The following is a 20244-nucleotide window of genomic DNA, read 5'->3' on the forward strand; positions in this document are numbered from 1 at the left end:
ATTGACCGTTCAATATAAAAAAACTAATATGGCCCATCGAATACTTGGGCGGCGTGCCTGCGCCTGCCCCCTCTAGCATCATGCCCAAACTTGGAATGCGCGAAATCCGCCGCGCCCAGTTGATCGACGCAACCTTGCTGACTATCGACCAAACCGGCCTCGCCGGTGCGACGCTGGCTTCGGTCGCGCAGCGCGCGAGCATTTCCACCGGCATCGTCAGCCATTATTTCGGCGACAAGGACGGTTTGCTCGAAGCCACCATGCGCCACGTGCTGCGCGATCTGTGGCAAGCCACGTCGCGCAGGCGCCGCGCGGCGAAGGCGGATCCCCGCTCGAAACTGCGCGCGGTCGTCGCGGCGAATTTCGACGCCGAGCAGACCAGCAGCCCGGTCATGAAAACGTGGCTCGCCTTCTGGTCCGAAAGCATGCACAAGCCGCAATTGCGGCGGCTTCAATACGTGAACACGCGGCGCTTGAACTCGAATCTGTGCGCGGATTTTTCTAAAGCACTGCCGCGTCCTGCGGCACGCCGTGCGGCAAGCGGCCTGGCGGCGCTGATCGACGGGCTATGGCTGCGCGGCGCGTTATCCGGCGAGCCCTTCGATACGAAGGCTGCGCTGCGCGTAGCAAACGACTACATCGATCTGCTGCTGGAAGCACGCAACTAGAACGCACCCAGAGCGGCATTTTCAGAAAAGGAGCAAGTCATGGCGGTATTCGCAACGCAACGCCTCTATATAGGCGGCGCCCACGTCGACGCGACCAGTGGCGAGACTTTCGACACGCTCGACCCCGCCACCGGCGAAACGCTCGCGACCGTGCAACAAGCTTCGGCGGCCGACGTCGATCGCGCGGTGCAATCCGCGCGCGACGGCCAACGCGAATGGGCGGCGCTCACGGCCATGCAACGTTCGCGCATCCTGCGCCGCGCGGTCGAGATCCTGCGCGAGCGCAATGACGAACTCGCCGCGCTCGAAACACGCGACACCGGCAAGGCGATCGCTGAGACCCGCGCTGTCGATATCGTCACGGGCGCAGACGTGATCGAGTATTACGCAGGATTGGCGACCGCCATCGAAGGTCAGCAGATCCCATTGCGGCCGTCGTCGTTTGTTTATACGCGGCGTGAACCGCTGGGCGTATGCGCAGGTATCGGCGCGTGGAATTACCCGATCCAGATCGCGTGCTGGAAATCGGCGCCCGCGTTGGCGGCCGGCAATGCGATGATCTTCAAGCCGAGCGAAATCACGCCACTGTCCGCTTTGAAACTCGCTGAGATTTATACCGAAGCCGGTGTACCGGCCGGCGTGTTCAACGTCGTACAAGGCGACGGACGCGTGGGTGCGATGCTCGCGGCGCATCCCGGCATCGAAAAAATTTCGTTCACCGGCGGCGTTGAAACAGGCAAGAAGGTCATGTCGCTGGCAGGCGCCTCGTCGTTGAAAGAAGTAACCATGGAGCTGGGCGGCAAATCCCCCCTGCTCGTCTTCGACGACGCCAACCTCGAACGCGCCGCCGACATCGCGATGAGCGCCAATTTTTTCAGCTCCGGTCAGGTTTGTACAAACGGCACACGGGTTTTCGTGCAGCGTAGCGTGCTGGAACGGTTCGAATCGCTGGTGTTGGAGCGTGTAAAGCGGATTCGCGTCGGCGCACCCACTGACGCCGACACCAACTTCGGCCCGCTGGTCAGCGCCGCGCAATTGCAGAAAGTGCTGGGCTACATCGAAAGCGGTCTGCAGGAAGGTGCGCGGCTCATTGCCGGCGGCAAGCGGCTGACAGAAGGCCACTTCCGCAACGGCCAGTACATCGAGCCGACGGTTTTCACCGGCTGCCATGACGACATGCGTATCGTGCGCGAAGAAATCTTCGGCCCAGTGATGAGCATCCTCGTTTTCGACGACGAAGACGAAGCGATCTCGCGTGCAAATAACACCGCTTACGGTCTTGCTGCGGGCGTCGTGACCGAGAACCTGGCGCGTGCGCATCGCGTGATTCATCGTCTCGAAGCGGGTATCTGCTGGATCAACACCTGGGGCGAGTCGCCCGCGGAAATGCCGGTGGGCGGCTACAGGCAATCGGGCGTTGGCCGCGAGAACGGCATCACCACACTCGAACACTACACGCGCATCAAGTCCGTGCAGGTGGAACTCGGCCCTTATCAACCGGTATTCTAAGGAGGGGTAGCGATGGCTTCGAACGAATACGACTACATCATCGTCGGCGCGGGTTCGGCGGGCAACGTGCTCGCCTCGCGCCTGACCGAAGACGCGGACGTGACCGTGCTGCTGCTCGAAGCAGGCGGCCCCGACTACCGTTTCGATTTTCGCACGCAGATGCCAGCGGCCCTTGCCTATCCGTTGCAGGGGCGGCGCTACAACTGGGCGTACGAAACCGATCCCGAACCGCATATGAACAACCGTCGCATGGAGTGCGGACGCGGCAAGGGGCTCGGCGGTTCGTCGCTGATCAACGGCATGTGTTACATCCGCGGCAATGCGCTCGATTACGACGGCTGGGCAGGACGCCCCGGGCTGGAGAACTGGACCTATCTGGATTGCCTGCCGTACTTCCGCAAAGCCGAAACACGCGATGTCGGCGCGAACGCGTACCACGGTGGCGACGGCCCGGTCCATGTGACGACGAGCAAGCCCGGCAACAATCCCTTGTTCGCCGCGATGGTCGAGGCCGGCGTGCAGGCGGGTTTTCCGCGTACCGACGATCTGAACGGCTATCAGCAGGAAGGCTTCGGCCCCATGGATCGCACGGTCACGGCGAACGGCAGGCGCGCCAGCACCGCGCGCGGTTACCTGGATCGCGCGAAGACGCGTCCGAATCTGACCATCGTGACGCATGCCATGACCGATCGCGTACTGTTCTCGGGCAAGCGCGCGATTGGCGTCGCGTATCTGCATCATGGCAATGCTGTCACTGCGCATGCACGTCGCGAAGTGCTGGTGTGCAGCGGCGCGATTGCCTCGCCGCAATTGCTGCAACGCTCAGGCGTGGGCCGCTCGACGTGGCTGCGCGAACTCGACGTGCCGCTCGTGCACGATCTGCCTGGCGTCGGCGAAAACCTGCAGGACCATCTGGAGATGTATATCCAGTACGAATGCAAGGAGCCGGTTTCGCTGTACCCCGCGTTGCAATGGTGGAATCAGCCTGCTATTGGGCTTGAATGGATGCTTAACGGCACGGGTATTGGCGCGAGCAATCAGTTCGAAGCGGGCGGCTTCATCCGTACCCGCGACGATGATCTGTGGCCGAACATCCAGTATCACTTCCTGCCTGTCGCGATCAACTACAACGGTTCGAACGCGATCAAAATGCACGGCTTTCAGGCGCATGTCGGTTCGATGCGTTCGCCAAGCCGTGGCCGCGTGAAGCTAACGTCACGCGATCCTGCAGCGCATCCGAGCATCCTGTTCAATTACATGGCCGATCCGCTCGACTGGCGTGAGTTCCGCGACGGGATCCGCATTACGCGCGAGATCATGCGGCAACCGGCACTCGATCGTTATCGCGGCCGCGAGTTGAATCCGGGTGTGGAGTTGACCACCGACAAGCAACTCGACACGTTCGTGCGAATGCGTGCGGAGACCGCGTTTCATCCGTCCTGCTCGTGCAAGATGGGTTATGACGATATGGCGGTGGTGGATAGCGAGGGCCGCGTGCATGGGCTCGATGCGCTGCGCGTCGTCGATGCGTCGATCATGCCGCAGATCACAACCGGCAATCTGAACGCGCCGACGATCATGCTGGCGGAGAAGATCGCCGATCGGATTCGCGGACGGGAGGCGCTGGCGCGGGTGGAGACGCCTTACTTCGTGGCGAATGGAGCGAGCGTGACGCATTTGCGGCCAACGTCCAAAGGGCAAAAACACGTTATCCCCTTGGGGGCGTCCTCCGGGGCATAAGGCCCGCACGCGCCTGAAGTTGAGTGGCAAAGGCAACGCGCGGCAAGTCCACGAGTTTGGCGCCAACGGTTAGGATCTGGCATCCGTTCAGGTCACTTGCATTTCGTATAGCGTTACTATGCACTATACGAATGATCAAGACCTTCAGACACAAAGGGCTGGAGCAGTTCTTCCTGACGGGCTCCAAAAAAGGGATCACGGCCGCCCACGCTGAGAAGCTTCGGATTCGCCTGACAGCGCTCCACGCTGCGACAGGACCGGCGGATATGAACGCAGTGCCATGGCGGCTGCATCAGCTTTCCGGGAAGAACCCGAAGGGGCAGGATATCGAAGGCCATTGGTCTATCTGGATAACCGGGAACTGGCGTCTCACGTTCTTCTTTGAGGGGACGGATGCTGTTCTTGTCGATTATCAGGACTATCACATCAGGACTATCACTAAGGATTCCACGATGACATCAATGCATAACCCGGCGCACCCTGGACTGGTGTTGCGCGAGTACCTGGGCGATCTCAGCGTCACAATTGTTGCTGAGAGGCTTGGCGTCACGCGAGCGGCGCTCTCAAGGATTCTCAACGGTCATGCCGGAATTTCAGCAGACATGGCTGTGCTGCTCGGCGCTGCGCTGGGCACCTCAGCGGAGATGTGGACCATCATGCAGGCGCGTTATGACCTATGGCAGGCGCAGCAGCGACCGCATCGCAAGATCCAGGCGTTCCCAGAACTGGCGCACGCCGCATAGGCGCCCGAGAGCTCAAACATGAAACCGCCTCCGGGCCGTTTACGTCCGCCCTGGCCGCATGTATCTGGCGCGTGCAAAAGTGCCGTTTTGACAGGTCGGATCATTGAGAGCCGCCGCCGCGGTCGACAAATGGAACTCGGTCTTGATCGAGCCGAGCACGAAGGTCATCGTGCCGAGATTGACCGAGTCGAAAAAGAATGCGATCGCGATGATGATGAAGAGGATCCGGTGATATCCGGAGAACGGCAGTCGCTCGAGTCTTGCGGCAGCGCTCGCGCGAGAGCCGCATTTTCGCGTCGAAGCCGTGTAAATGGCGAAACAGCGCTTCGTGGCTGAGGCCATGCACGCACGAAATCGCCCCTTAAGGTCGCAGCCGTGCACGCGCAGCGCCGGCGATCCGCGCAAGCGCATCCGCACTCAAACGAGCGGCGATTTTCTCAACGTATTCGTGATGCCGCGACTGCAGCGGTGCGCCCAACTGCTGCGCGAGGAGATAGCGGATCAAGGCGATGCGCCGATGCCGTAACACAATGCTCTGATCGAGCAGCGCAAGCGCGGCATGGGCATCGCCCTGTTGGCACGCGCGCTCGGTGAGACGCGCGGTGGCTAGACGTGTCGACGTCATGTCAGTCAGCGGCCGGAAGAGCCGCGAGCGATGCCTCGGCAAGACACCACTCGCCGCGCTTCACGACATCAGCGGCTCGGCCGCATCGAGCATGATCTTGACGAAGTAGTCCGCAAAACTACGGCGTACGACGATATCGAAACTGTCCGCACCCGTGGGCACCAACGTCATCGATGCCTTGAAATAATGACTCTGTGCGCACTGCCCTTCACCGAACAATTTCGGGTGCAGATCGAGCGGGCAACCGCGCGCCAGCACGTCACGCGTGCGCGTGCCGCTGATCTCGAGCACCGTATAGCCGCTGCCGATATCCACCGCCGACGCGAACACGCCCGCAAATGCCGCGCCGAACTTTGCCAGCAACGGCGCGGCACGGGTCGCGTCGTGCGCCATTGCCGAGCGCACTAACCACTCATCGGGTCCGAGCCACAGCATGTCGTAGCCATTGCCGCGCGCAATCGTGTTCGCCTTCTCGGGCGGCCGGCAGCCGATCACGCCCTCCACCGCTTGCATGAACGCTGCGTCGCGCGTGTCGCCACGCAGATTCACCAGTTCCAGAAACGGCCGCTCGCTCAATCGGAACGCCGCCGACGCCGTCGCCTGATGCTTCTTCAGCAACGCATCCGCACCCACCAGCGGCGACTCCTGCCACACACCGGTTTGCTTGCCGACTGCGCGATCCACCGCCGACACCGTCCCTCTTGTTTCATTCCACATGTTGACGTGCTCCTTCGCTGTCGTAGAACACCGAGCTGGTGACCCTGGCTGCAATCTGCTTGCCGCTCGCGAGCGGAATCGTGACCGTTTCGCCGATCTTGTCGAGACCGCCCTTCAGCACCGCCATCGCAATCGAGCGCTTCAGGATCGGGCTGTAATAGCTCGACGTGACGTGGCCGAGCATCGGTGCGGTATCGCCCTGGAACGGGCCGGCAACGATCTGCGAGCCCTCGGGAATCACGAACGAAGGATCGTCCGGGAGCAGCCCGACCAGCTGCTTACGCCCGGCCTTCGCGGTGTCCGTTCGCGTCAATGAACGCTTGCCGAGAAAGTCCTTCGACTTCGCGACGAGGCCGCCCATGCCGAGATCGTACGGCGTCATCGAACCGTCCGTATCCTGGCCGACGATGATGTAGCCCTTCTCCGCACGCAGCACGTGCATGGTCTCCGTGCCATACGGCGTAATGTCGAATTCCGCGCCAGCGGCCATCAGCGCTTCCCACACCGCGCGGCCGACGTTCGCGGGGACGTTGACCTCATAAGCCAGTTCGCCCGAGAAGCTGATCCGCATCACGCGCGACGCCGCGCCCGCCACGGTGCCTTCGCGATAGCTCATGAATGGAAATGCCGTGTTCGCAAAGTCAATGTCGTGACAGACCTTCTGCAAGACCTTGCGGCTGTTCGGGCCGACCACGGCGAAGGTTGCCCAGTGATCCGTCACGGAAGCAAGCCGCACGCGCATGTCCGGCCACTCGGTTTGCAACCAGCGTTCGAGCCACGTGAGCACACGCGCGGCGCCGCCCGTGGTGGTCGTCATCATGTAGTGATGGTCGGCGAGACGCACCGTCACGCCGTCGTCGAAAATCATGCCGTTTTCGTCGAGCATCAGGCCATAGCGGCATTTGCCGATTTCCAGCTTGCTCCACGGATTCGTGTAGACCCAGTTCAGCAGCTTCGCGGAATCGGGGCCCTGAATATCTATCTTGCCGAGCGTCGAGGCGTCGAGAATGCCGACGCTCGTGCGCACTGCCAGCGATTCGCGCGCCACGGCGGCATGCATGTCTTCGCCCGCTTTCGGATAGTACCAGGGACGCTTCCAGTTGCCGACGTCCTCGAACGCCGCGCCGTTTTCCACGTGCCATTCGTGCACCGCCGTCTTGCGTACCGGATCGAGAAACTCACCCAGCTCGCGGCCTGCAAACGTACCGAACGTAACCGGCGTGTAGTTCGGACGAAACGTCGTCGTGCCCGTTTCGGGAATCGTCTTGCCGAGTGCCTGCGCGAGAATCGCCATGCCGTTGATATTCCCGAGCTTGCCTTGATCGGTGCCGAAACCCATCGCCGTATAGCGCTTCACGTGCTCGACGGATTCGAAGCCTTCGCGCGCCGCCAGAAAAATATCGGCCGCCGACACGTCGTTCTGAAAGTCGACAAACTGCTTCGGCCCGCGCGTCGCGAGTTCGCGGCCGCCAACGAGCCACAGCGGTTGCATCTTCGCTTCGGTAATCTCGGCCACTTGTACCGGGTTCGGCCGCGCAACGATATGGCCAGCCGCGCGCGCCGCCTCGACACCGGCGTCGACCGCGAAGCGAATCCCCGATCCCAGCGTGAAGTCGCCGGCACACGCGCCGACGCTCGTCTCCGGCTGCATCGCCTTGCCCGGCACGAAGCAGGCCTTGCCGTCATGCCAGTGCGCCTTGCCGCCCGATTGGGCGAACAGGTGCAGCACCGGGCTCCAGCCGCCGGACATTGCGAGCAGATCGCAGGGCAGCGCGTTTTGTTTGGCACCGACCTGTCCGTTCGAATACGACGCCACATCGACCGACGCAACCCGCAGCTTGCCGTGCGCCGCTGTCACGGCCACGCCGTTCATCACGTTGACGCCGTAGCGGCGTGCGAGCGCGGGCAGCGTGCCCTTCGATTCACCGGCGCGCGGATCGACGACCGTCACCTGGGCGCCTGCGGCCTTTAGATCCAGAGCGCATTGGTAGCCGTCGTCGTTGTTCGTGAACACCACGGCATTGCGGCCCGGCAGCACTGCATAGCGATGCAGATAGGTGGAGACGGCCGAAGCCAGCATCACGCCCGGCAGATCGTTGTTGCCGAACACGATCGGCCGCTCATGCGCGCCTGTTGCGAGAATCACGCGTTTCGCGCGGATCTTCCACATCAGTTCGCGCGTGCCCTTTCTCTGCGACACCGGCAGATGTTCCGTGAGCCGCTGCGTGACGGTGATGAGGTTATGGTCCTGGTATCCGAATGCGGTGCTGCGGCACAGGATCTTCACGTCGGGCATCTGCCGCAGCTCATCCTCGATCTTTTGAACCCATTGCAGCGCCGGTTTGCCGTCGATCTCCGCGCGGCACGACAGCAGCGAACCGCCGAGTTCCGGCTGATCGTCGATCAGCGTCACGCGTGCGCCGGACAAAGCCGCCGCATGCGCGGCCGCCAGACCCGTCGGGCCACCGCCGACCACCAGCACGTCGCAATGCGCGAAGCACTTGTCGTAGCGGTCCGCATCGGTTTGCTCGGGCGCCTTGCCGAGGCCGGCCGCATCGCGGATCACTTCTTCATACTTCGGCCAGAACTTGCGCGGCCACATGAAGGTCTTGTAGTAGAAGCCTGCCGGAATGAAGCGCGCGAACTTCTGGTTGATCGCCATGCGGTCTTTCTCGATGCTCGGCTTCGCGTTCACGCTGGTCGCGACGAGTCCCTGATACAACTCCACTTCAGTCGCACGCGCATTAGGCACCGTGTACGCGCCGGTTTCGAGCTGCACGATCGCGTTCGGCTCTTCCACACCCGCCGTTACGATGCCGCGTGGCCGGTGGTACTTCCAGCTACGCGCCACGAAGTGCTCACCGTTCGCGAGCAGCGCGGACGCGAGCGTGTCACCCTGATAGCCCTGATACTTGCGCCCGTTGAACGTGAAGTTCAGTACGATTGCGCGGTTGATGCGCCCGCCGCTGGGGAGTCGGTCTTTCTGGCTCATGATGCTTTGCCCTCGTGTGCCTTGTCTTGCGCTTTAACCTCATCGCAGTTCATTGTGAGCAGCGGACGTTCGAACGTCTCGTAGCCCTGAATCTCGTAGCTCACCGTGTCGCGCTGCGCCTTGAACCAGCGGCGGCATCCTTGCGTGTGCATCCATTGCTCGCGATGCACGCCACGCGGATTCTTGCGCATGAACAGGTAGTCGCCCCATTCCTTGTCAGTGAGCTTGTCGGTATCGAGCGGACGGGCAATGTCAGCTTCGCCGCCGCAAGAAAATTCGGTTTCGGCGCGTGGCCCGCACCACGGGCATTCGATCAGCAACATCTGGTTCTCCGTCAGTGTTAGTGGGCAACAGCGGCCGCGCCGTGCTCGTCGATCAGGTGACCGGTATAGAAACGGTCCAGCGAGAAAGGCGCGTTCAACGGATGCGGCTCGTCCCTCGCAATCGTGTGCGCGTAGGCCCAGCCCGAACCAGGCGTCGCCTTGAAGCCACCCGTGCCCCAACCGCAGTTGAAATAAAGCCCCTTTACGTCGGTCTTGCTGATAATCGGACACGCATCCGGCGACACGTCGACGATGCCGCCCCACTGGCGGTTCATCCGCACGCGCGAGAACACCGGGAACATTTCGACGATCGCTTCGAGCGTGCCTTCGATGATCTGGAAACTGCCGCGCTGACCAAAGCCCGTGTATTGATCGACGCCTGCGCCGATCACCAGATCGCCCTTGTCGGACTGGCTGATGTACGCATGCACCGCGTTCGACATCACCACCGTATTGACGACGGGTTTGATCGGCTCAGAGACCAAGGCCTGCAAAGGATGACTCTCCAAAGGCAAGCGGATGCCGGCCATATCGGCTAGCGTGGACGTGTTACCCGCTGCCACCACCGCGACCTTCTTCGCCTTGATGAAGCCCTTCGTGGTATCCACGCCAACCACCTGACTGCCGTCGCGGCGAATGCCGGTGACCTGGCAGTTCTGGACGATGTCCACACCATGTTGATCCGCGCCGCGTGCAAAACCCCACGCAACTGCGTCATGCCTCGCAACACCGCCACGGCGCTGAATCGACGCACCGAGCACCGGATAGCGACTGTTCAGATTGATAGTCGGCTCGATTTCCTTGATCTGCTCAGGCGTCAGGAATTCGGCGTCGACGCCGTTCAAGCGGTTTGCATTCACGCGACGCTCGGTGTCACGCACATCCTGCAACGTGTGCGCGAGGTTCATCACGCCGCGCTGGCTGAACATCACGTTGTAGTTCAGGTCTTGCGACAGACCTTCCCACAGCTTCATCGCCTTTTCGTAGAGCGCGGCCGATTCGTCCCACAGGTAGTTCGAGCGCACGATCGTCGTATTGCGCGCGGTATTGCCGCCGCCGATCCAGCCTTTCTCCAGCACGGCAATATTGCGCACGCCATGCTCTTTCGCGAGGTAATAGGCAGTGGCGAGTCCATGCCCGCCGCCGCCGACGATCACAACATCGTATTCACGCTTAGGCTCCGGGCTCTTCCACTGACGCTCCCAGTTCTCGTGATACGACATCCCGTTGCGCAACAGGCTGAATATCGAATAGCGGCTCATTGTTGGTCCTTTGGGTCCCGTTGTTACTCTTTGCTTCTTGACTCGTTCAACACTCGATGACGTTCACGGCGAGGCCGCCGCGCGACGTCTCCTTGTATTTGGTCTTCATATCGGCGCCGGTTTCGCGCATGGTCTTGATCACGTTGTCGAGCGACACGTAGTGCTGGCCATCGCCCTTCATCGCCATGCGCGCGGCGTTCAGCGCCTTGATCGCGCCCATCGCGTTACGTTCGATGCAGGGAATCTGCACGAGGCCGCCAACCGGGTCGCAGGTCATGCCGAGGTTGTGTTCCATGCCGATTTCGGCGGCGTTTTCCACTTGCGTGGGCGTGCCGCCCATCACGGCGGCGAGCGCCGCCGCAGCCATCGAGCAGGCCACGCCTACCTCGCCCTGGCAGCCCACTTCGGCGCCCGAGATCGAAGCGGTTTCCTTGTAGATGATGCCGATCGCCGCAGCCGTCAGAAGAAAGGTGACGATGCCCTCGTCGTTCGATGCATGCATGAACTTCACGTAGTAATGCAGCACGGCGGGAATCACGCCGGCCGCGCCGTTGGTCGGCGCCGTGACGACGCGGCCGCCCGCGGCATTTTCTTCATTCACGGCCATCGCGTAGAGATTGACCCAGTCGAGCATCGACAGCGGATCGCGCAGCGACTCTTCCGAACGCGACCGCAATTGCGCGCACAGGTCAGCGGCGCGGCGCTTCACGTGCATCGGGCCGGGCAACTCGCCACGCACCTTGCAGCCACGTTCGACGCAGGCGGACATGACGCGCCAGATCGTCAGCAACCCTTCGCGCACGTCCTGTTCGGTACGCGACGCGCATTCGTTGCGCAGCGTCACCTCCGCGATCGACAAACCGGTTTCGCGGCACACACGCATCAGATCGTCGCCGGTGCGAAATGGAAACGGCACTTCCGCACCGGCGCGCAGCCCATTGACGCGGTCGCCTTCGCGATTGATCACAAAGCCGCCGCCGATCGAGTAATACTCTTTCTCCACCAGCAGTTGGCCGTTTTCGTCGAAAGCCTGAAAACGCATGCCGTTCGGATGCACGATGCTCGAGCCCGGTGCGCCCGGCATCAGCTTGCGGAAGAAGCCGAGGTGTTCGCGCTCGTCGAATTTGACCGGGTGCTTGCCGAGCAGCACCAGTTGCTTTGTTTCGCGAATCGCCTGCAGGCGCGGTTCGATCACGTCGGGGTCGATCAGATCGGGCAGATTGCCTTCGAGGCCGAGCAGCACCGCCTTGTCCGTGCCGTGTCCCTTGCCGGTCGCGCCGAGCGAGCCGAACAGTTCGACCTTGACGCGGCGCACGAAGCTCAGCAGATTGGCGTCTTCGATATGCGAGGCGAAGCGGCACGCAGCGATCATCGGCCCGACGGTGTGCGAGCTGGAGGGACCGATGCCGATCTTGAACAGATCGAAGACGCTGACGTTCATGGCGTGCCTTATACGTTGCGATGCCTGGGTTGCCGGGTTTGGTTTCAACTAGCCCCTATTGCACCGCACGTCAAATTGGAGCGATAGAATAAAAACGGCATGACAGTGGGATAGTGGCGTCAAGCGGGCCTCGCTCCAAGCGCGGCCACAATGCGCGGCTCCGACGAAATGGTCCCTGTCTCCGATGCTATGCTTGATTTAATCCTCTCCCTTGCTGGCTGCATGCATGAATTCCGCTGAACCGCTCCCCCTTCAATCAATCGACGGCCCCTCGAAGCAGCGCATCCGCTTCGGCATCATCCTGCTGCCGAACTTCACGCTGACGGCGTTCTCGGGTTTCGTCGACCTGTTGCGCCTGTCCGCGGATGAAGGCGACTTCAGCAAGCCCGTGCGCTGTTCGTGGAGCGTGATAGGGGAAACCCTCGCTCCGGTGCGCGCGAGTTGCGGGATCCAGATCACGCCGTGGGAAACGTTCGAGAACGCAGAACCGTTCGATTACGTCGTCGTGGTGGGCGGCCTGCTGCATTCCGGGCCGGCAGCAAGCGACGCGACGCTGGCCTTCATCCGCCGCGCCGCCGCTACCGATGCAACGCTGGTCGGCATGTGCACCGGCGTGTTTTCACTGATGCGCGCGGGCGTGCTGGAAGGCCACCGCATCTGCGTGAGCTGGTTTCACTACTGGGATTTCATCGAGCGCTTTCCGGCGGTCAATGAGGAGGCGCTGGTGGCGGACCGGCTGTTCGTGATCGACCGTCGGCGCATTACGTGTTCGGGTGGGCGGGCCTCGATCGACGTGGCGGCCGCGATTCTGTTGCGCCACTTCGAAACGGCCACGGTGCAAAAGGCGCTGCGGATTCTGCTGGTCGACGATATGCAGAAGGGTAATGCGCCGCAGCCGCATCCGCCGGGATTGGCGCCTGCCGCGCATCCGAAGGTGAAACGCGCGATTCTGCTGATGGAACAGCATGTGGGGCGCTCGTTGCCGCTCGATGAACTGGCGCGCAAGCTCGATCTGTCGCCGCGTCAACTCGAAAGGCTGTTTAAGGCGCAAACAGGTAAGGCGCCGCAGGCCTACGCGAAGCAAGTGCGTTTGCGCACTGCGGCTTGGTTGCTGACGAGTTCGGATAAGACGGTGGCGGATATCGCGTCGAGCTGCGGCTTTTCCGATGCCTCGCATCTGGGCCGCGAATTCCGCAAGCAGTTCGGCTTGCCGCCGATGATGTACCGCGAGCAACGCGGTACGGCGGCAGAAGTCGATAACGGCTCAGGCTATGACGAGACCTTTCCGGGGCGGGCTCAGGCGATTTGATTCACTGCCCCGCGACATAAGCCTTCACCGCCGGCAAGCCATCCTTCCCATCAAAGGTCTTCACGCCCGCCAGCCACTTGTCGAGCACACCCGGATTCGCCTTCAGCCAATCCTTCGCCGCCTTGTTCGGATCGGTCTTGTTCATGATCGGCAGCATCACGTGGTTCTCGATATCGGTCGTGAAGTGCAGATTCGACACCAGCTTCGCGACGTTCGGGCAACGCGTCGAGTAATCGTTCGGCGTGACCGTCAGCACTTTGGCTTCGCCATAGTTCGGGCCGAACACGTCGTCGCCACCGGACAGATAGTCGATCTTCATCTGCACGTTCATCGGATGCGGTTCCCAGCCGAGAAACACAATCGGCTTCTTGTCGCGAATCGCGCGATTCACCTCGACCAGCATGCCCGCCTCGCTCGACTCCACCAGCTTGAACTTGCCAAGGCCGTACTGGTTGCTGTCGATCATCTTCTTGATCAGCGCGTTGCCGTCGTTACCCGGTTCGATGCCATAGATCTTGCCGTCGAGCTTGTCGTAGTTCTTCGCGATGTCGGTGAAGGTTTTGATGCCCGCCTGGTACGCGTAGTCCGGCACGGCGAGCGTGTATTTCGCCCCGGTCAGGTTCGGCGTGGGCAGCACGGTGAGCTGGCCGGCCTTCCTGAACGGATCGATCATCGGATCCATGGTCGGCGACCAGTAGCCGAGGAACACGTCGATCTGCTTGCTCTTCACACCCGCGAAGGTGATCGGCACCGAGGCGATGGTTTTGGTCGGCTTGTAGCCGAGCCCTTCGAGCACCGTCGAGGCGAGACCGGTAGTCGCCGCGATATCGGTCCAGCCGACGTCGGCGAACCGGACGTCCCGGCAGGTGGCAGGTTCCGTGGCAAAGACAGACGACACCGACAGCGCGCACAACGACGCAGCCCACAGACGTTTCATGGCGTTCCCTCAGGGTGATTGATGCTTGAATGGTTCTATTAAGCGGATTTTCCAGGCGCGATTTTGTACACCGACTTCATTCATACCAACTACATTCATACCAACTCATGGATGCCAACTCGTTCACGCCGACAGGCGCCGCTCGACGCTCGGCGCGTGACCAAACTGCGCGCGATAGGCCTTACTGAAATGACACGGCGAATGAAAGCCACAAACGGCCGTCACTCGCGCGATCGACGCATCCGTATTGCGCAACAGTTCACGCGCACGACGCAAACGCAGGGTCAGATAATAGTGCGTCGGCGATACGCTCAGAAACATCTTGAACATGCGCTGCAAATGACGTTGCGAGAGATGCACGAGCCGCGCGAGCTCTTCGAGCGACAACGGCTCTTCGATATTCGCCTCCATCAACCGCACGACTTCGATCAATTCCGCCCGCGAAAAACCAACCCGCGCGTCGACGGGAATAGGCTGATAATCGGTCGAACCACGAATCCGCTCAACAATGAACTGCTCGGACACTTGCGCCGCGACCGCATGGCCGAGGCGCATGCCGACCAGTTTCAACATCAGATCGAGCGGCGCAGTGCCGCCGGTGCAGGTCATCCGGTCGCGGTCGATCACGAACAGTTCATCGGCGAAACGCACGTGCGGGTAGCTTTTGTGCAGTGGCGACATGTCTTCCCAATGCACGGTACAGCGATAACCATCGAGCAGGTTCGCAGCCAGCAGCGCGTACGGTCCCGTACAAATGCCGCCAAGCGGAATCCCTTTCGACGCCACGTCTTGCAGCAATGCGATGACCGTATCGTCCACGTAGTCGCGCACATGCCAGCCCGCGCAGACGATCAGCACATCCGGCATGCCCGCAACGGCCAGTGTCGTGGTCGGCTTCACGGTGATGCCGTTGCTCGCTCGCGCCGGCTCGCCGTCCGGTGTAATCACCGACCACGTGTAGTGCTGCGCGCGGCCCACGTAGTTGGCCATGCGCAACACCTCGACCGCGCTCGTAAAAGCGATCATCGAAAAGTTCGGCAGTGTCAGAAAGCCGAAGTGCGCGAGCCCGGACAGCGGCGAATCGGCTTGGGGCTCGACAGGGGCGATCGCGTCGCGCTTCATAGGCGGCTCAACTGTGCTGGGCCGTCGGCGCGCGGCGCACCTTCATGACGCTGCGCAAGCCCGACAGCAGCGGCGCCCGCGCCGTGCCCGGCGAGCGTCCGAAGCTTTCCGTGATGCGGTCGAGAATGATCGCGAGCATCACCACCGAGAGGCCGCTTTCGAAGCCGAGGCCGATATCGAGCCGCTGAATACTCGCCAGCACGTCGTTGCCGAGGCCGCCCGCGCCCACCATCGAGGCGATGATCACCATCGAGAGCGCCATCATGATGGTCTGGTTCACGCCGGTCATGATCGACGGCAGCGCATTCGGAAACTGCACCTTGTAGAGCAATTGCAAGGGCGTGCAGCCAAACGCCTGCCCTGCTTCGACGATTTCGCGATTCACATGCTTGATGCCGAGCGACGTGAGGCGCACAGCAGGCGGCATCGCGAAGATCACGGTGGAGAGAATCCCCGGCACGCGGCCGAGACCGAACAGCATCGCAGCCGGAATCAGGTAAACGAACGCGGGCATGGTCTGCATCAGATCGAGCACGGGGCGCACCATCATTTCGACGGTGCGGCTCTTCGCGGTCCAGATGCCGAGCGGCACGCCGAGCAGCAGGCTGATCAAGGTCGACGAGAGCGTGAGGCCAAGTGTAATCACCATCTGGTCCCAGAAGCCGGTGCCGTAGATCAGCAGCATCGCCAGCAACGTGAACAGCGCGAAACGCCAGCCCACCCGCCACAAGCCGATGCCGACGAAAAACGCCATCAGCGCCCACATCGGCACCGCTTGCAGGCCGTGTTCGATCAGCGCGGCAAAACTCTCGATGACCTTGCCGATGGAATCGAAGGTTTGGGCGTCGTGGTCAAGCAGGTAGTGAACGCCGTGATCGACCCAGGCGCCAAGTGGAATGATTTCAGACATGGGAACCTCGATGGCGCGTGAGAACGTTCAGCACGTTCGTCTTGTTGACCGAACCGCAGTAGGAGCCGTCCGCTTCGACGACCGGCAGCGGCGCGCGGCTCGCCACCACGCGTTCGACAACGTCGTCCAGAGGCGTAGTACGGCGGATGCACTCGATGTGATTGAGCTTCGGCGACGCACTGCCCATCGCATCGCGGCACACAAAGCCGCGGATCTTGCGCTCGGCGTCGAGCACGAACGCGTATTCGGCGCTGCCATTGAGCGTCGCGGCCACGCTCGAGGCGTCGATCGGCGGCGAATGCTGCATGAGCGGCACCGCGTCCGTCTGCATCAGGTCGCCGGCGGTCAGATAGCGGCTGGTGTCGATGCCTTCGAAGAACGCGCGCACATAATCGTCGGCGGGATTGGTGATGATTTGCTGCGGCGTGCCGATCTGCACCACCTTGCCGCCTTCCATGATCGCGATCCGGGTGCCGATGCGCATCGCCTCTTCCAGATCGTGCGAGACGAACAGGATGGTGCGCTGCTGCTCGCGTTGCAGATCGAGCAGCACGTTCTGCATTTCCTTGCGCTTGAGCGGGTCGAGTGCGGAGAACGCCTCGTCCATGATCATCAGCGACGGGTTGACTGCCAGCGCCCGCGCAAGGCCCACGCGTTGCTGCATGCCGCCGGACAGCTGGGCCGGCAACTTTTCCGCGAACGGCGCGAGGCCGACCTGTTCGAGCACGGTCATGGCGCGCTTCTCGCGCTCCTTCTTGCCGACGCCCGCCACTTCCAGCCCGAACGCCGCGTTGGACAGCACCGTGCGCTGCGGCATCAGCGCGAAGGACTGAAACACCATGCTCATGTCCTTGCGGCGCAGCGCCGTCAATTCCGAGCGCGGCACGCTGGCCACGTCGCGGCCATCGATCAGCACTTTTCCGGCGGTCGGCTCGACGAGACGATTGATCAGGCGAATCAACGTCGACTTGCCGGAACCGGACAGGCCCATCAGCACGAAGATCTCGCCTTCCTTGACTTCGAACGATACGTTGTGGACGCCGACTATCTGACCGGTGCGCGCGAACACTTCCTCTTTCGTCGCGCCGCCTGCCAGCATGCCGATCGCCTGTTTCGGGTTGGTGCCGAACACCTTGCACAACCCTTCGACCACGACCTTGGGGGAATTCATTGAATGCTCTCCTATGTCGACCGGAGTAAGCGCTTTAGCTGCCGGCCAGAGTTCGCGCTTTAGCTGTCGATCGGAGTTCGCGCTTGAGCTGTCGATGCAAAGCTCGCTACTCCGGTCCCATGCAAAGTTCGTTACTCCGGTCCCATGCAAAGCACTTACTCCGGTCCCATGCAAGATAGTTGCTGGAGTGGCGGACGTCCGTCCGCGCCGTGCATACATAGTTGCCAGAAAAAAGTACGCCTAGCCGACTATTTGCGACAACCACATGTGGAAATGCGACACCGGCGCCGCATGGGCGCCGGCTGGCGGTGGGTAAAGCCCTGTTGGATAAGGGTTTGCGGCGTGTTGGGGTGACTAGCCGGGCGTGTCGCGCCAGAGCAAGTGGGCGTGATTCAGCAAAAAAAACGGCTGTGCGGGTGAAGTGGCAGGCGAACTTGTAGCGGTGCAGCAGGCGCACCGTTGCTCAGCGGGCGCCATTTGGCGCCCGGAAGGTCGACCCGACGATCAATGGCCGGTTCGTGCCGAAAGCACCGTCACTGGTTGCACGCGGCGGAGGGAAACCGGAGGTCTAGCCGGCTTATGGCGCACGGGAATCATTAGGGCAACCTTAAGGCTGCGCGCCGTTACTCCGTGTTACCAATCTCGCATCCCTCTTGCACCTGCATACCGTGGCACTGCCTAAACTGCGCAGCATCTTCACTGTCATCGTCTGCAACCATCAGGCGAAACGAAAAACATGCGCAAGAACCTACTATCAGCGATTCTCGGCGGCGCGATACTAATGGCTTCCACAGTCGCTTCCGCCCACGTCGACGTGGGCATCGGCATTGGCATTCCCGGGCCGGTTTTCGTGCCGGCCCAGCCGGCCTACATTGCGCCTCCGCCGGTCGTCTACGCGCCCCCGCCAGTCGTGGGATATGGCTACGGCTACGACGACGACTGGCGCGCCCGTGAATGGCATGAGCGCCAGGAATGGCGTGAACGGCAGCGGCGCCACCATGAGCATGAGGAGCACGAGCGCGAATGGCACGAGCGCCATGGCTGGGAAGGGGATTGAGACAAGCGGCGTGGCGGCGGCACCGGCCGGCGCCACGCCCCTTCGCGCGATAGATCAGCGCCAGCTCGTGCTCCTCGGCCTCGGGCGACACCTCCAGTTCTTCCGCTTCTTTGGCAATCTGAGTACTGGCCAGCTCGCGCGCATTGGTCACCGACAGCCATTCACCCAACGCCATCGAACACGCGCCGGCGATCAGGCCGGCGAGCCCTGTGAGCAGGATCGCCTTGTTGCCGGTTCCCGCACCGGCTACGCCCATGATCAGGCAGAAGTTTGAAACGAGGCCGTCGTTCGCACCGAGCACGGCCGCGCGCAGATCGTTACCCGACGAAACGCCCTTATGCCACGACTCCGCTGCGGCGATACGCACCCCTTGCGACAGGTCCGGGTCGTCCCCGCCGTGAGCCAGGGTCTGGACGACCGCCGCGTGATGATGCTCGTCGGCCGACATGTGGCCCGCGTCCGGCTGCCCGTGGTACTTGTTACGGTCGGCGTATTCAGCCGCAGCGAGCGTGGATAGCACGAAACCCGCGCCGAACATGCGTACCAGTGCTTGCATCAGACGCGTTTTCACGGCCTGGCCGGCGCCCTTCGGCTGGATGCCGTTTCAAGGCACTCGTTCTCGCCACTATCGCCCAGCAATTTCCGTGCTTCGAAATACGGAAGAAAGTTGTTTTGGCGTCCCTAAGGAGAAGTTAAGGAAAGCTGCTCATTCTGTGGACACGCATCGACCGGAATGGCCAGTGCGGCACCATCACACTACTGGAGAGCCTTCATGAAAGCACTCAAACAGGTCATGCTCATTGCGTCGATCGTCGCCATCCCGACTTTGTCGTTTGCCCAACAGATGAACACACCGATGAACGACATAACGCCGGGCCGCACCGTCTCGATGCACAACACGCAGAACAATCAGTCTGGCACGCAATATCAGCAGCCTCCGCACAAGATGTCGGGCTACGGTGACAGCTCGGGTTACGGCGCACCCGCGACAAGCTTTTCGCAATCTTCGACGATGCCTTTCGCGGGCAAGAACTCGCGCCTATTCAATCATTGAATACGCGCGATGATGCCTTGCACTTCCGCGTTGTCCCGCGTTGTCCCGCGTTGTCCCGCGTTGTCCCGCGTTGTACATTACTCGCAGCAAGTCATCGAAAAAAATCGGCGCGGGAACGAGGCCCATCTTCAATCAGAAAGCCGATCAGAAACCAGCGAGATCATTGCGGCGCAGGAGCCGCCCGATATCCTCGCCGGCCACGCCTGGCGCGCGTTGAGTCAGCGCCTGGCAAGTTCCGTCATGCAGAACATCGGCATCAGCCGGCCGGCTGAAAATTAAAACCGGATTATTTCGCCAACTCCCTTGCATTACATAGCCTTACGGCGCAAATCAAGCACGCCCGCGACGCCAGGTGTTTTCCCTATTTTGGCCTGAATTGCAGTCCAAACGAGCGGTTTCCCCCGTTGACACAGAACGAACGGTCGTGCCAAATTGCGCCTACGTCCTGTGCGTAAGCACGAGATCGATGAGTTCATAGCTGCGCCGAGCCGCCCAGCGATCAGGAGACAACCCAGCAGGCAACCGGACCCAAGGCGCTCACCAGCAGACCAATTATTTCGTATCCCTTAACAAATTTTGAAGGCCGCTTGTCGCCCATTGAAAGCGCATCACGCAACAGATCGCCAGAACCTTGCAGCACCCGCATTACTTCGCCAATTCAATC

At 61.7% G+C, this 20244-nt stretch carries 19 protein-coding genes and 2 pseudogenes; 8 read left to right on the plus strand and 13 right to left on the minus strand.

Annotated elements, in window-relative coordinates; all coding sequences use genetic code 11:
- The first annotated feature begins 80 nt into the window (after positions 1 to 80).
- The 4 genes from betI to P3T22_RS24250 all read left to right on the plus strand — a co-directional run bounded on the left by betI (position 81) and on the right by P3T22_RS24250 (position 4660).
- Entirely contained in the window at positions 81 to 668 is a 588-nt protein-coding gene (gene betI / locus P3T22_RS24235; RefSeq protein ID WP_063499010.1) for a transcriptional regulator BetI, read from the plus strand.
- A gap of 39 nt (positions 669 to 707) precedes the next feature.
- Positions 708 to 2177, plus strand: coding sequence for a betaine-aldehyde dehydrogenase (gene betB / locus P3T22_RS24240; RefSeq protein ID WP_429326364.1), 1470 nt, complete (start codon positions 708 to 710; stop codon positions 2175 to 2177).
- Between the two features lie 12 nt (positions 2178 to 2189).
- Positions 2190 to 3917 carry a choline dehydrogenase gene (betA, locus tag P3T22_RS24245; protein WP_429326365.1) on the plus strand — a complete coding sequence of 576 codons (1728 nt, stop codon included), beginning with the start codon at positions 2190 to 2192 and terminating at the stop codon, positions 3915 to 3917.
- 131 nt (positions 3918 to 4048) lie between these two features.
- Positions 4049 to 4660, plus strand: coding sequence for a HigA family addiction module antitoxin (locus P3T22_RS24250; protein ID WP_429326366.1), 612 nt, complete (start codon positions 4049 to 4051; stop codon positions 4658 to 4660).
- Positions 4661 to 4765: 105 nt separating this feature from the next.
- On the opposite strand, the pseudogene P3T22_RS24255 reads toward P3T22_RS24250, so the two are convergent.
- From P3T22_RS24255 to P3T22_RS24285, 7 genes and pseudogenes are all read right to left on the minus strand, one after another.
- Positions 4766 to 5002, minus strand: a pseudogene (locus P3T22_RS24255) (hypothetical protein); the annotation flags it as partial.
- 19 nt (positions 5003 to 5021) lie between these two features.
- Positions 5022 to 5285: a hypothetical protein gene (locus P3T22_RS24260; RefSeq protein WP_063499004.1), complete on the minus strand. Its 264-nt coding sequence runs from the start codon at positions 5283 to 5285 to the stop codon at positions 5022 to 5024.
- Positions 5286 to 5345: 60 nt separating this feature from the next.
- The gene (locus tag P3T22_RS24265) at positions 5346 to 6002 is read right to left on the minus strand and encodes a sarcosine oxidase subunit gamma (protein ID WP_429326367.1); all 657 of its coding nucleotides are present in this window, start codon (positions 6000 to 6002) and stop codon (positions 5346 to 5348) included.
- Positions 5992 to 8994 carry a sarcosine oxidase subunit alpha family protein gene (locus P3T22_RS24270; RefSeq protein ID WP_429326368.1) on the minus strand — a complete coding sequence of 1001 codons (3003 nt, stop codon included), beginning with the start codon at positions 8992 to 8994 and terminating at the stop codon, positions 5992 to 5994. Before P3T22_RS24270 ends, P3T22_RS24265 begins: the two co-directional genes overlap by 11 nt.
- Positions 8991 to 9317, minus strand: coding sequence for a sarcosine oxidase subunit delta (locus P3T22_RS24275; protein WP_429326369.1), 327 nt, complete (start codon positions 9315 to 9317; stop codon positions 8991 to 8993). Before P3T22_RS24275 ends, P3T22_RS24270 begins: the two co-directional genes overlap by 4 nt.
- A gap of 17 nt (positions 9318 to 9334) precedes the next feature.
- A complete protein-coding gene (locus tag P3T22_RS24280) occupies positions 9335 to 10579 on the minus strand; it encodes a sarcosine oxidase subunit beta family protein (RefSeq protein ID WP_063499000.1) in 1245 nt (414 codons plus the stop codon).
- 46 nt (positions 10580 to 10625) lie between these two features.
- Positions 10626 to 12020 carry an L-serine ammonia-lyase gene (locus P3T22_RS24285; protein ID WP_429326370.1) on the minus strand — a complete coding sequence of 465 codons (1395 nt, stop codon included), beginning with the start codon at positions 12018 to 12020 and terminating at the stop codon, positions 10626 to 10628.
- 226 nt (positions 12021 to 12246) lie between these two features.
- Here P3T22_RS24285 and P3T22_RS24290 point away from each other — a divergent pair, with 226 nt between their 5' ends.
- Positions 12247 to 13329, plus strand: a complete 1083-nt coding sequence (locus P3T22_RS24290) for a GlxA family transcriptional regulator (RefSeq protein WP_063498998.1) — start codon at positions 12247 to 12249, stop codon at positions 13327 to 13329.
- 1 nt (position 13330) lies between these two features.
- On the opposite strand, the gene P3T22_RS24295 is transcribed toward P3T22_RS24290, so the two are convergent.
- The 4 genes from P3T22_RS24295 to P3T22_RS24310 form a co-directional block, all read right to left on the minus strand.
- Positions 13331 to 14266 (minus strand): choline ABC transporter substrate-binding protein, encoded by a 936-nt coding sequence (locus tag P3T22_RS24295; protein ID WP_429326371.1) that lies wholly within the window; start codon positions 14264 to 14266, stop codon positions 13331 to 13333.
- A 123-nt stretch (positions 14267 to 14389) separates the two neighbouring features.
- Positions 14390 to 15388, minus strand: coding sequence for a GlxA family transcriptional regulator (locus P3T22_RS24300; RefSeq protein ID WP_429326372.1), 999 nt, complete (start codon positions 15386 to 15388; stop codon positions 14390 to 14392).
- A gap of 7 nt (positions 15389 to 15395) precedes the next feature.
- The gene (choW, locus tag P3T22_RS24305) at positions 15396 to 16298 is read right to left on the minus strand and encodes a choline ABC transporter permease subunit (protein WP_063498995.1); all 903 of its coding nucleotides are present in this window, start codon (positions 16296 to 16298) and stop codon (positions 15396 to 15398) included.
- Complete coding sequence (locus P3T22_RS24310; RefSeq protein ID WP_063498994.1) at positions 16291 to 17469, minus strand: quaternary amine ABC transporter ATP-binding protein; 1179 nt, start codon at positions 17467 to 17469, stop codon at positions 16291 to 16293. The genes choW and P3T22_RS24310 overlap by 8 nt, the downstream gene beginning before the upstream one ends.
- Positions 17470 to 18205: 736 nt before the next feature.
- Between P3T22_RS24310 and P3T22_RS24315 the strand changes: the two genes are divergently transcribed.
- Positions 18206 to 18526 (plus strand): hypothetical protein, encoded by a 321-nt coding sequence (locus P3T22_RS24315; RefSeq protein ID WP_429326373.1) that lies wholly within the window; start codon positions 18206 to 18208, stop codon positions 18524 to 18526.
- A gap of 4 nt (positions 18527 to 18530) precedes the next feature.
- Here P3T22_RS24315 and P3T22_RS24320 read toward each other — a convergent pair.
- Positions 18531 to 19130: pseudogene (locus P3T22_RS24320) on the minus strand (VIT1/CCC1 transporter family protein); the annotation flags it as partial.
- 168 nt (positions 19131 to 19298) lie between these two features.
- Between P3T22_RS24320 and P3T22_RS24325 the strand changes: the two are divergent.
- Positions 19299 to 19580: a hypothetical protein gene (locus P3T22_RS24325; protein WP_429326374.1), complete on the plus strand. Its 282-nt coding sequence runs from the start codon at positions 19299 to 19301 to the stop codon at positions 19578 to 19580.
- A gap of 60 nt (positions 19581 to 19640) precedes the next feature.
- Positions 19641 to 19859: a hypothetical protein gene (locus P3T22_RS24330; RefSeq protein WP_429326375.1), complete on the plus strand. Its 219-nt coding sequence runs from the start codon at positions 19641 to 19643 to the stop codon at positions 19857 to 19859.
- A 220-nt stretch (positions 19860 to 20079) separates the two neighbouring features.
- Here the strand turns inward: P3T22_RS24330 and P3T22_RS24335 are convergent, their stop codons facing one another.
- A complete protein-coding gene (locus P3T22_RS24335) occupies positions 20080 to 20226 on the minus strand; it encodes a hypothetical protein (RefSeq protein WP_429326376.1) in 147 nt (48 codons plus the stop codon).
- Positions 20227 to 20244: the final 18 nt, after the last annotated feature.

This window comes from Paraburkholderia sp. GAS348 (assembly GCF_050434205.1).
Lineage (GTDB): Bacteria > Pseudomonadota > Gammaproteobacteria > Burkholderiales > Burkholderiaceae > Paraburkholderia.

What these genes read in the sequence shown, in the direction of transcription:
- betI (WP_063499010.1), top strand. Translation starts at nt 81, where the DNA reads ATGCCCAAACTTGGAATGCGCGAAATCCGCCGCGCCCAGTTGATCGAC.
- betB (WP_429326364.1), top strand. Translation starts at nt 708, where the DNA reads ATGGCGGTATTCGCAACGCAACGCCTCTATATAGGCGGCGCCCACGTC.
- betA (WP_429326365.1), top strand. Translation starts at nt 2,190, where the DNA reads ATGGCTTCGAACGAATACGACTACATCATCGTCGGCGCGGGTTCGGCG.
- P3T22_RS24250 (WP_429326366.1), top strand. Translation starts at nt 4,049, where the DNA reads ATGATCAAGACCTTCAGACACAAAGGGCTGGAGCAGTTCTTCCTGACG.
- P3T22_RS24260 (WP_063499004.1), bottom strand. Translation starts at nt 5,285, where the DNA reads ATGACGTCGACACGTCTAGCCACCGCGCGTCTCACCGAGCGCGCGTGC.
- P3T22_RS24265 (WP_429326367.1), bottom strand. Translation starts at nt 6,002, where the DNA reads ATGTGGAATGAAACAAGAGGGACGGTGTCGGCGGTGGATCGCGCAGTC.
- P3T22_RS24270 (WP_429326368.1), bottom strand. Translation starts at nt 8,994, where the DNA reads ATGAGCCAGAAAGACCGACTCCCCAGCGGCGGGCGCATCAACCGCGCA.
- P3T22_RS24275 (WP_429326369.1), bottom strand. Translation starts at nt 9,317, where the DNA reads ATGTTGCTGATCGAATGCCCGTGGTGCGGGCCACGCGCCGAAACCGAA.
- P3T22_RS24280 (WP_063499000.1), bottom strand. Translation starts at nt 10,579, where the DNA reads ATGAGCCGCTATTCGATATTCAGCCTGTTGCGCAACGGGATGTCGTAT.
- P3T22_RS24285 (WP_429326370.1), bottom strand. Translation starts at nt 12,020, where the DNA reads ATGAACGTCAGCGTCTTCGATCTGTTCAAGATCGGCATCGGTCCCTCC.
- P3T22_RS24290 (WP_063498998.1), top strand. Translation starts at nt 12,247, where the DNA reads ATGAATTCCGCTGAACCGCTCCCCCTTCAATCAATCGACGGCCCCTCG.
- P3T22_RS24295 (WP_429326371.1), bottom strand. Translation starts at nt 14,266, where the DNA reads ATGAAACGTCTGTGGGCTGCGTCGTTGTGCGCGCTGTCGGTGTCGTCT.
- P3T22_RS24300 (WP_429326372.1), bottom strand. Translation starts at nt 15,388, where the DNA reads ATGAAGCGCGACGCGATCGCCCCTGTCGAGCCCCAAGCCGATTCGCCG.
- choW (WP_063498995.1), bottom strand. Translation starts at nt 16,298, where the DNA reads ATGTCTGAAATCATTCCACTTGGCGCCTGGGTCGATCACGGCGTTCAC.
- P3T22_RS24310 (WP_063498994.1), bottom strand. Translation starts at nt 17,469, where the DNA reads ATGAATTCCCCCAAGGTCGTGGTCGAAGGGTTGTGCAAGGTGTTCGGC.
- P3T22_RS24315 (WP_429326373.1), top strand. Translation starts at nt 18,206, where the DNA reads ATGCGCAAGAACCTACTATCAGCGATTCTCGGCGGCGCGATACTAATG.
- P3T22_RS24325 (WP_429326374.1), top strand. Translation starts at nt 19,299, where the DNA reads ATGAAAGCACTCAAACAGGTCATGCTCATTGCGTCGATCGTCGCCATC.
- P3T22_RS24335 (WP_429326376.1), bottom strand. Translation starts at nt 20,226, where the DNA reads ATGCGGGTGCTGCAAGGTTCTGGCGATCTGTTGCGTGATGCGCTTTCA.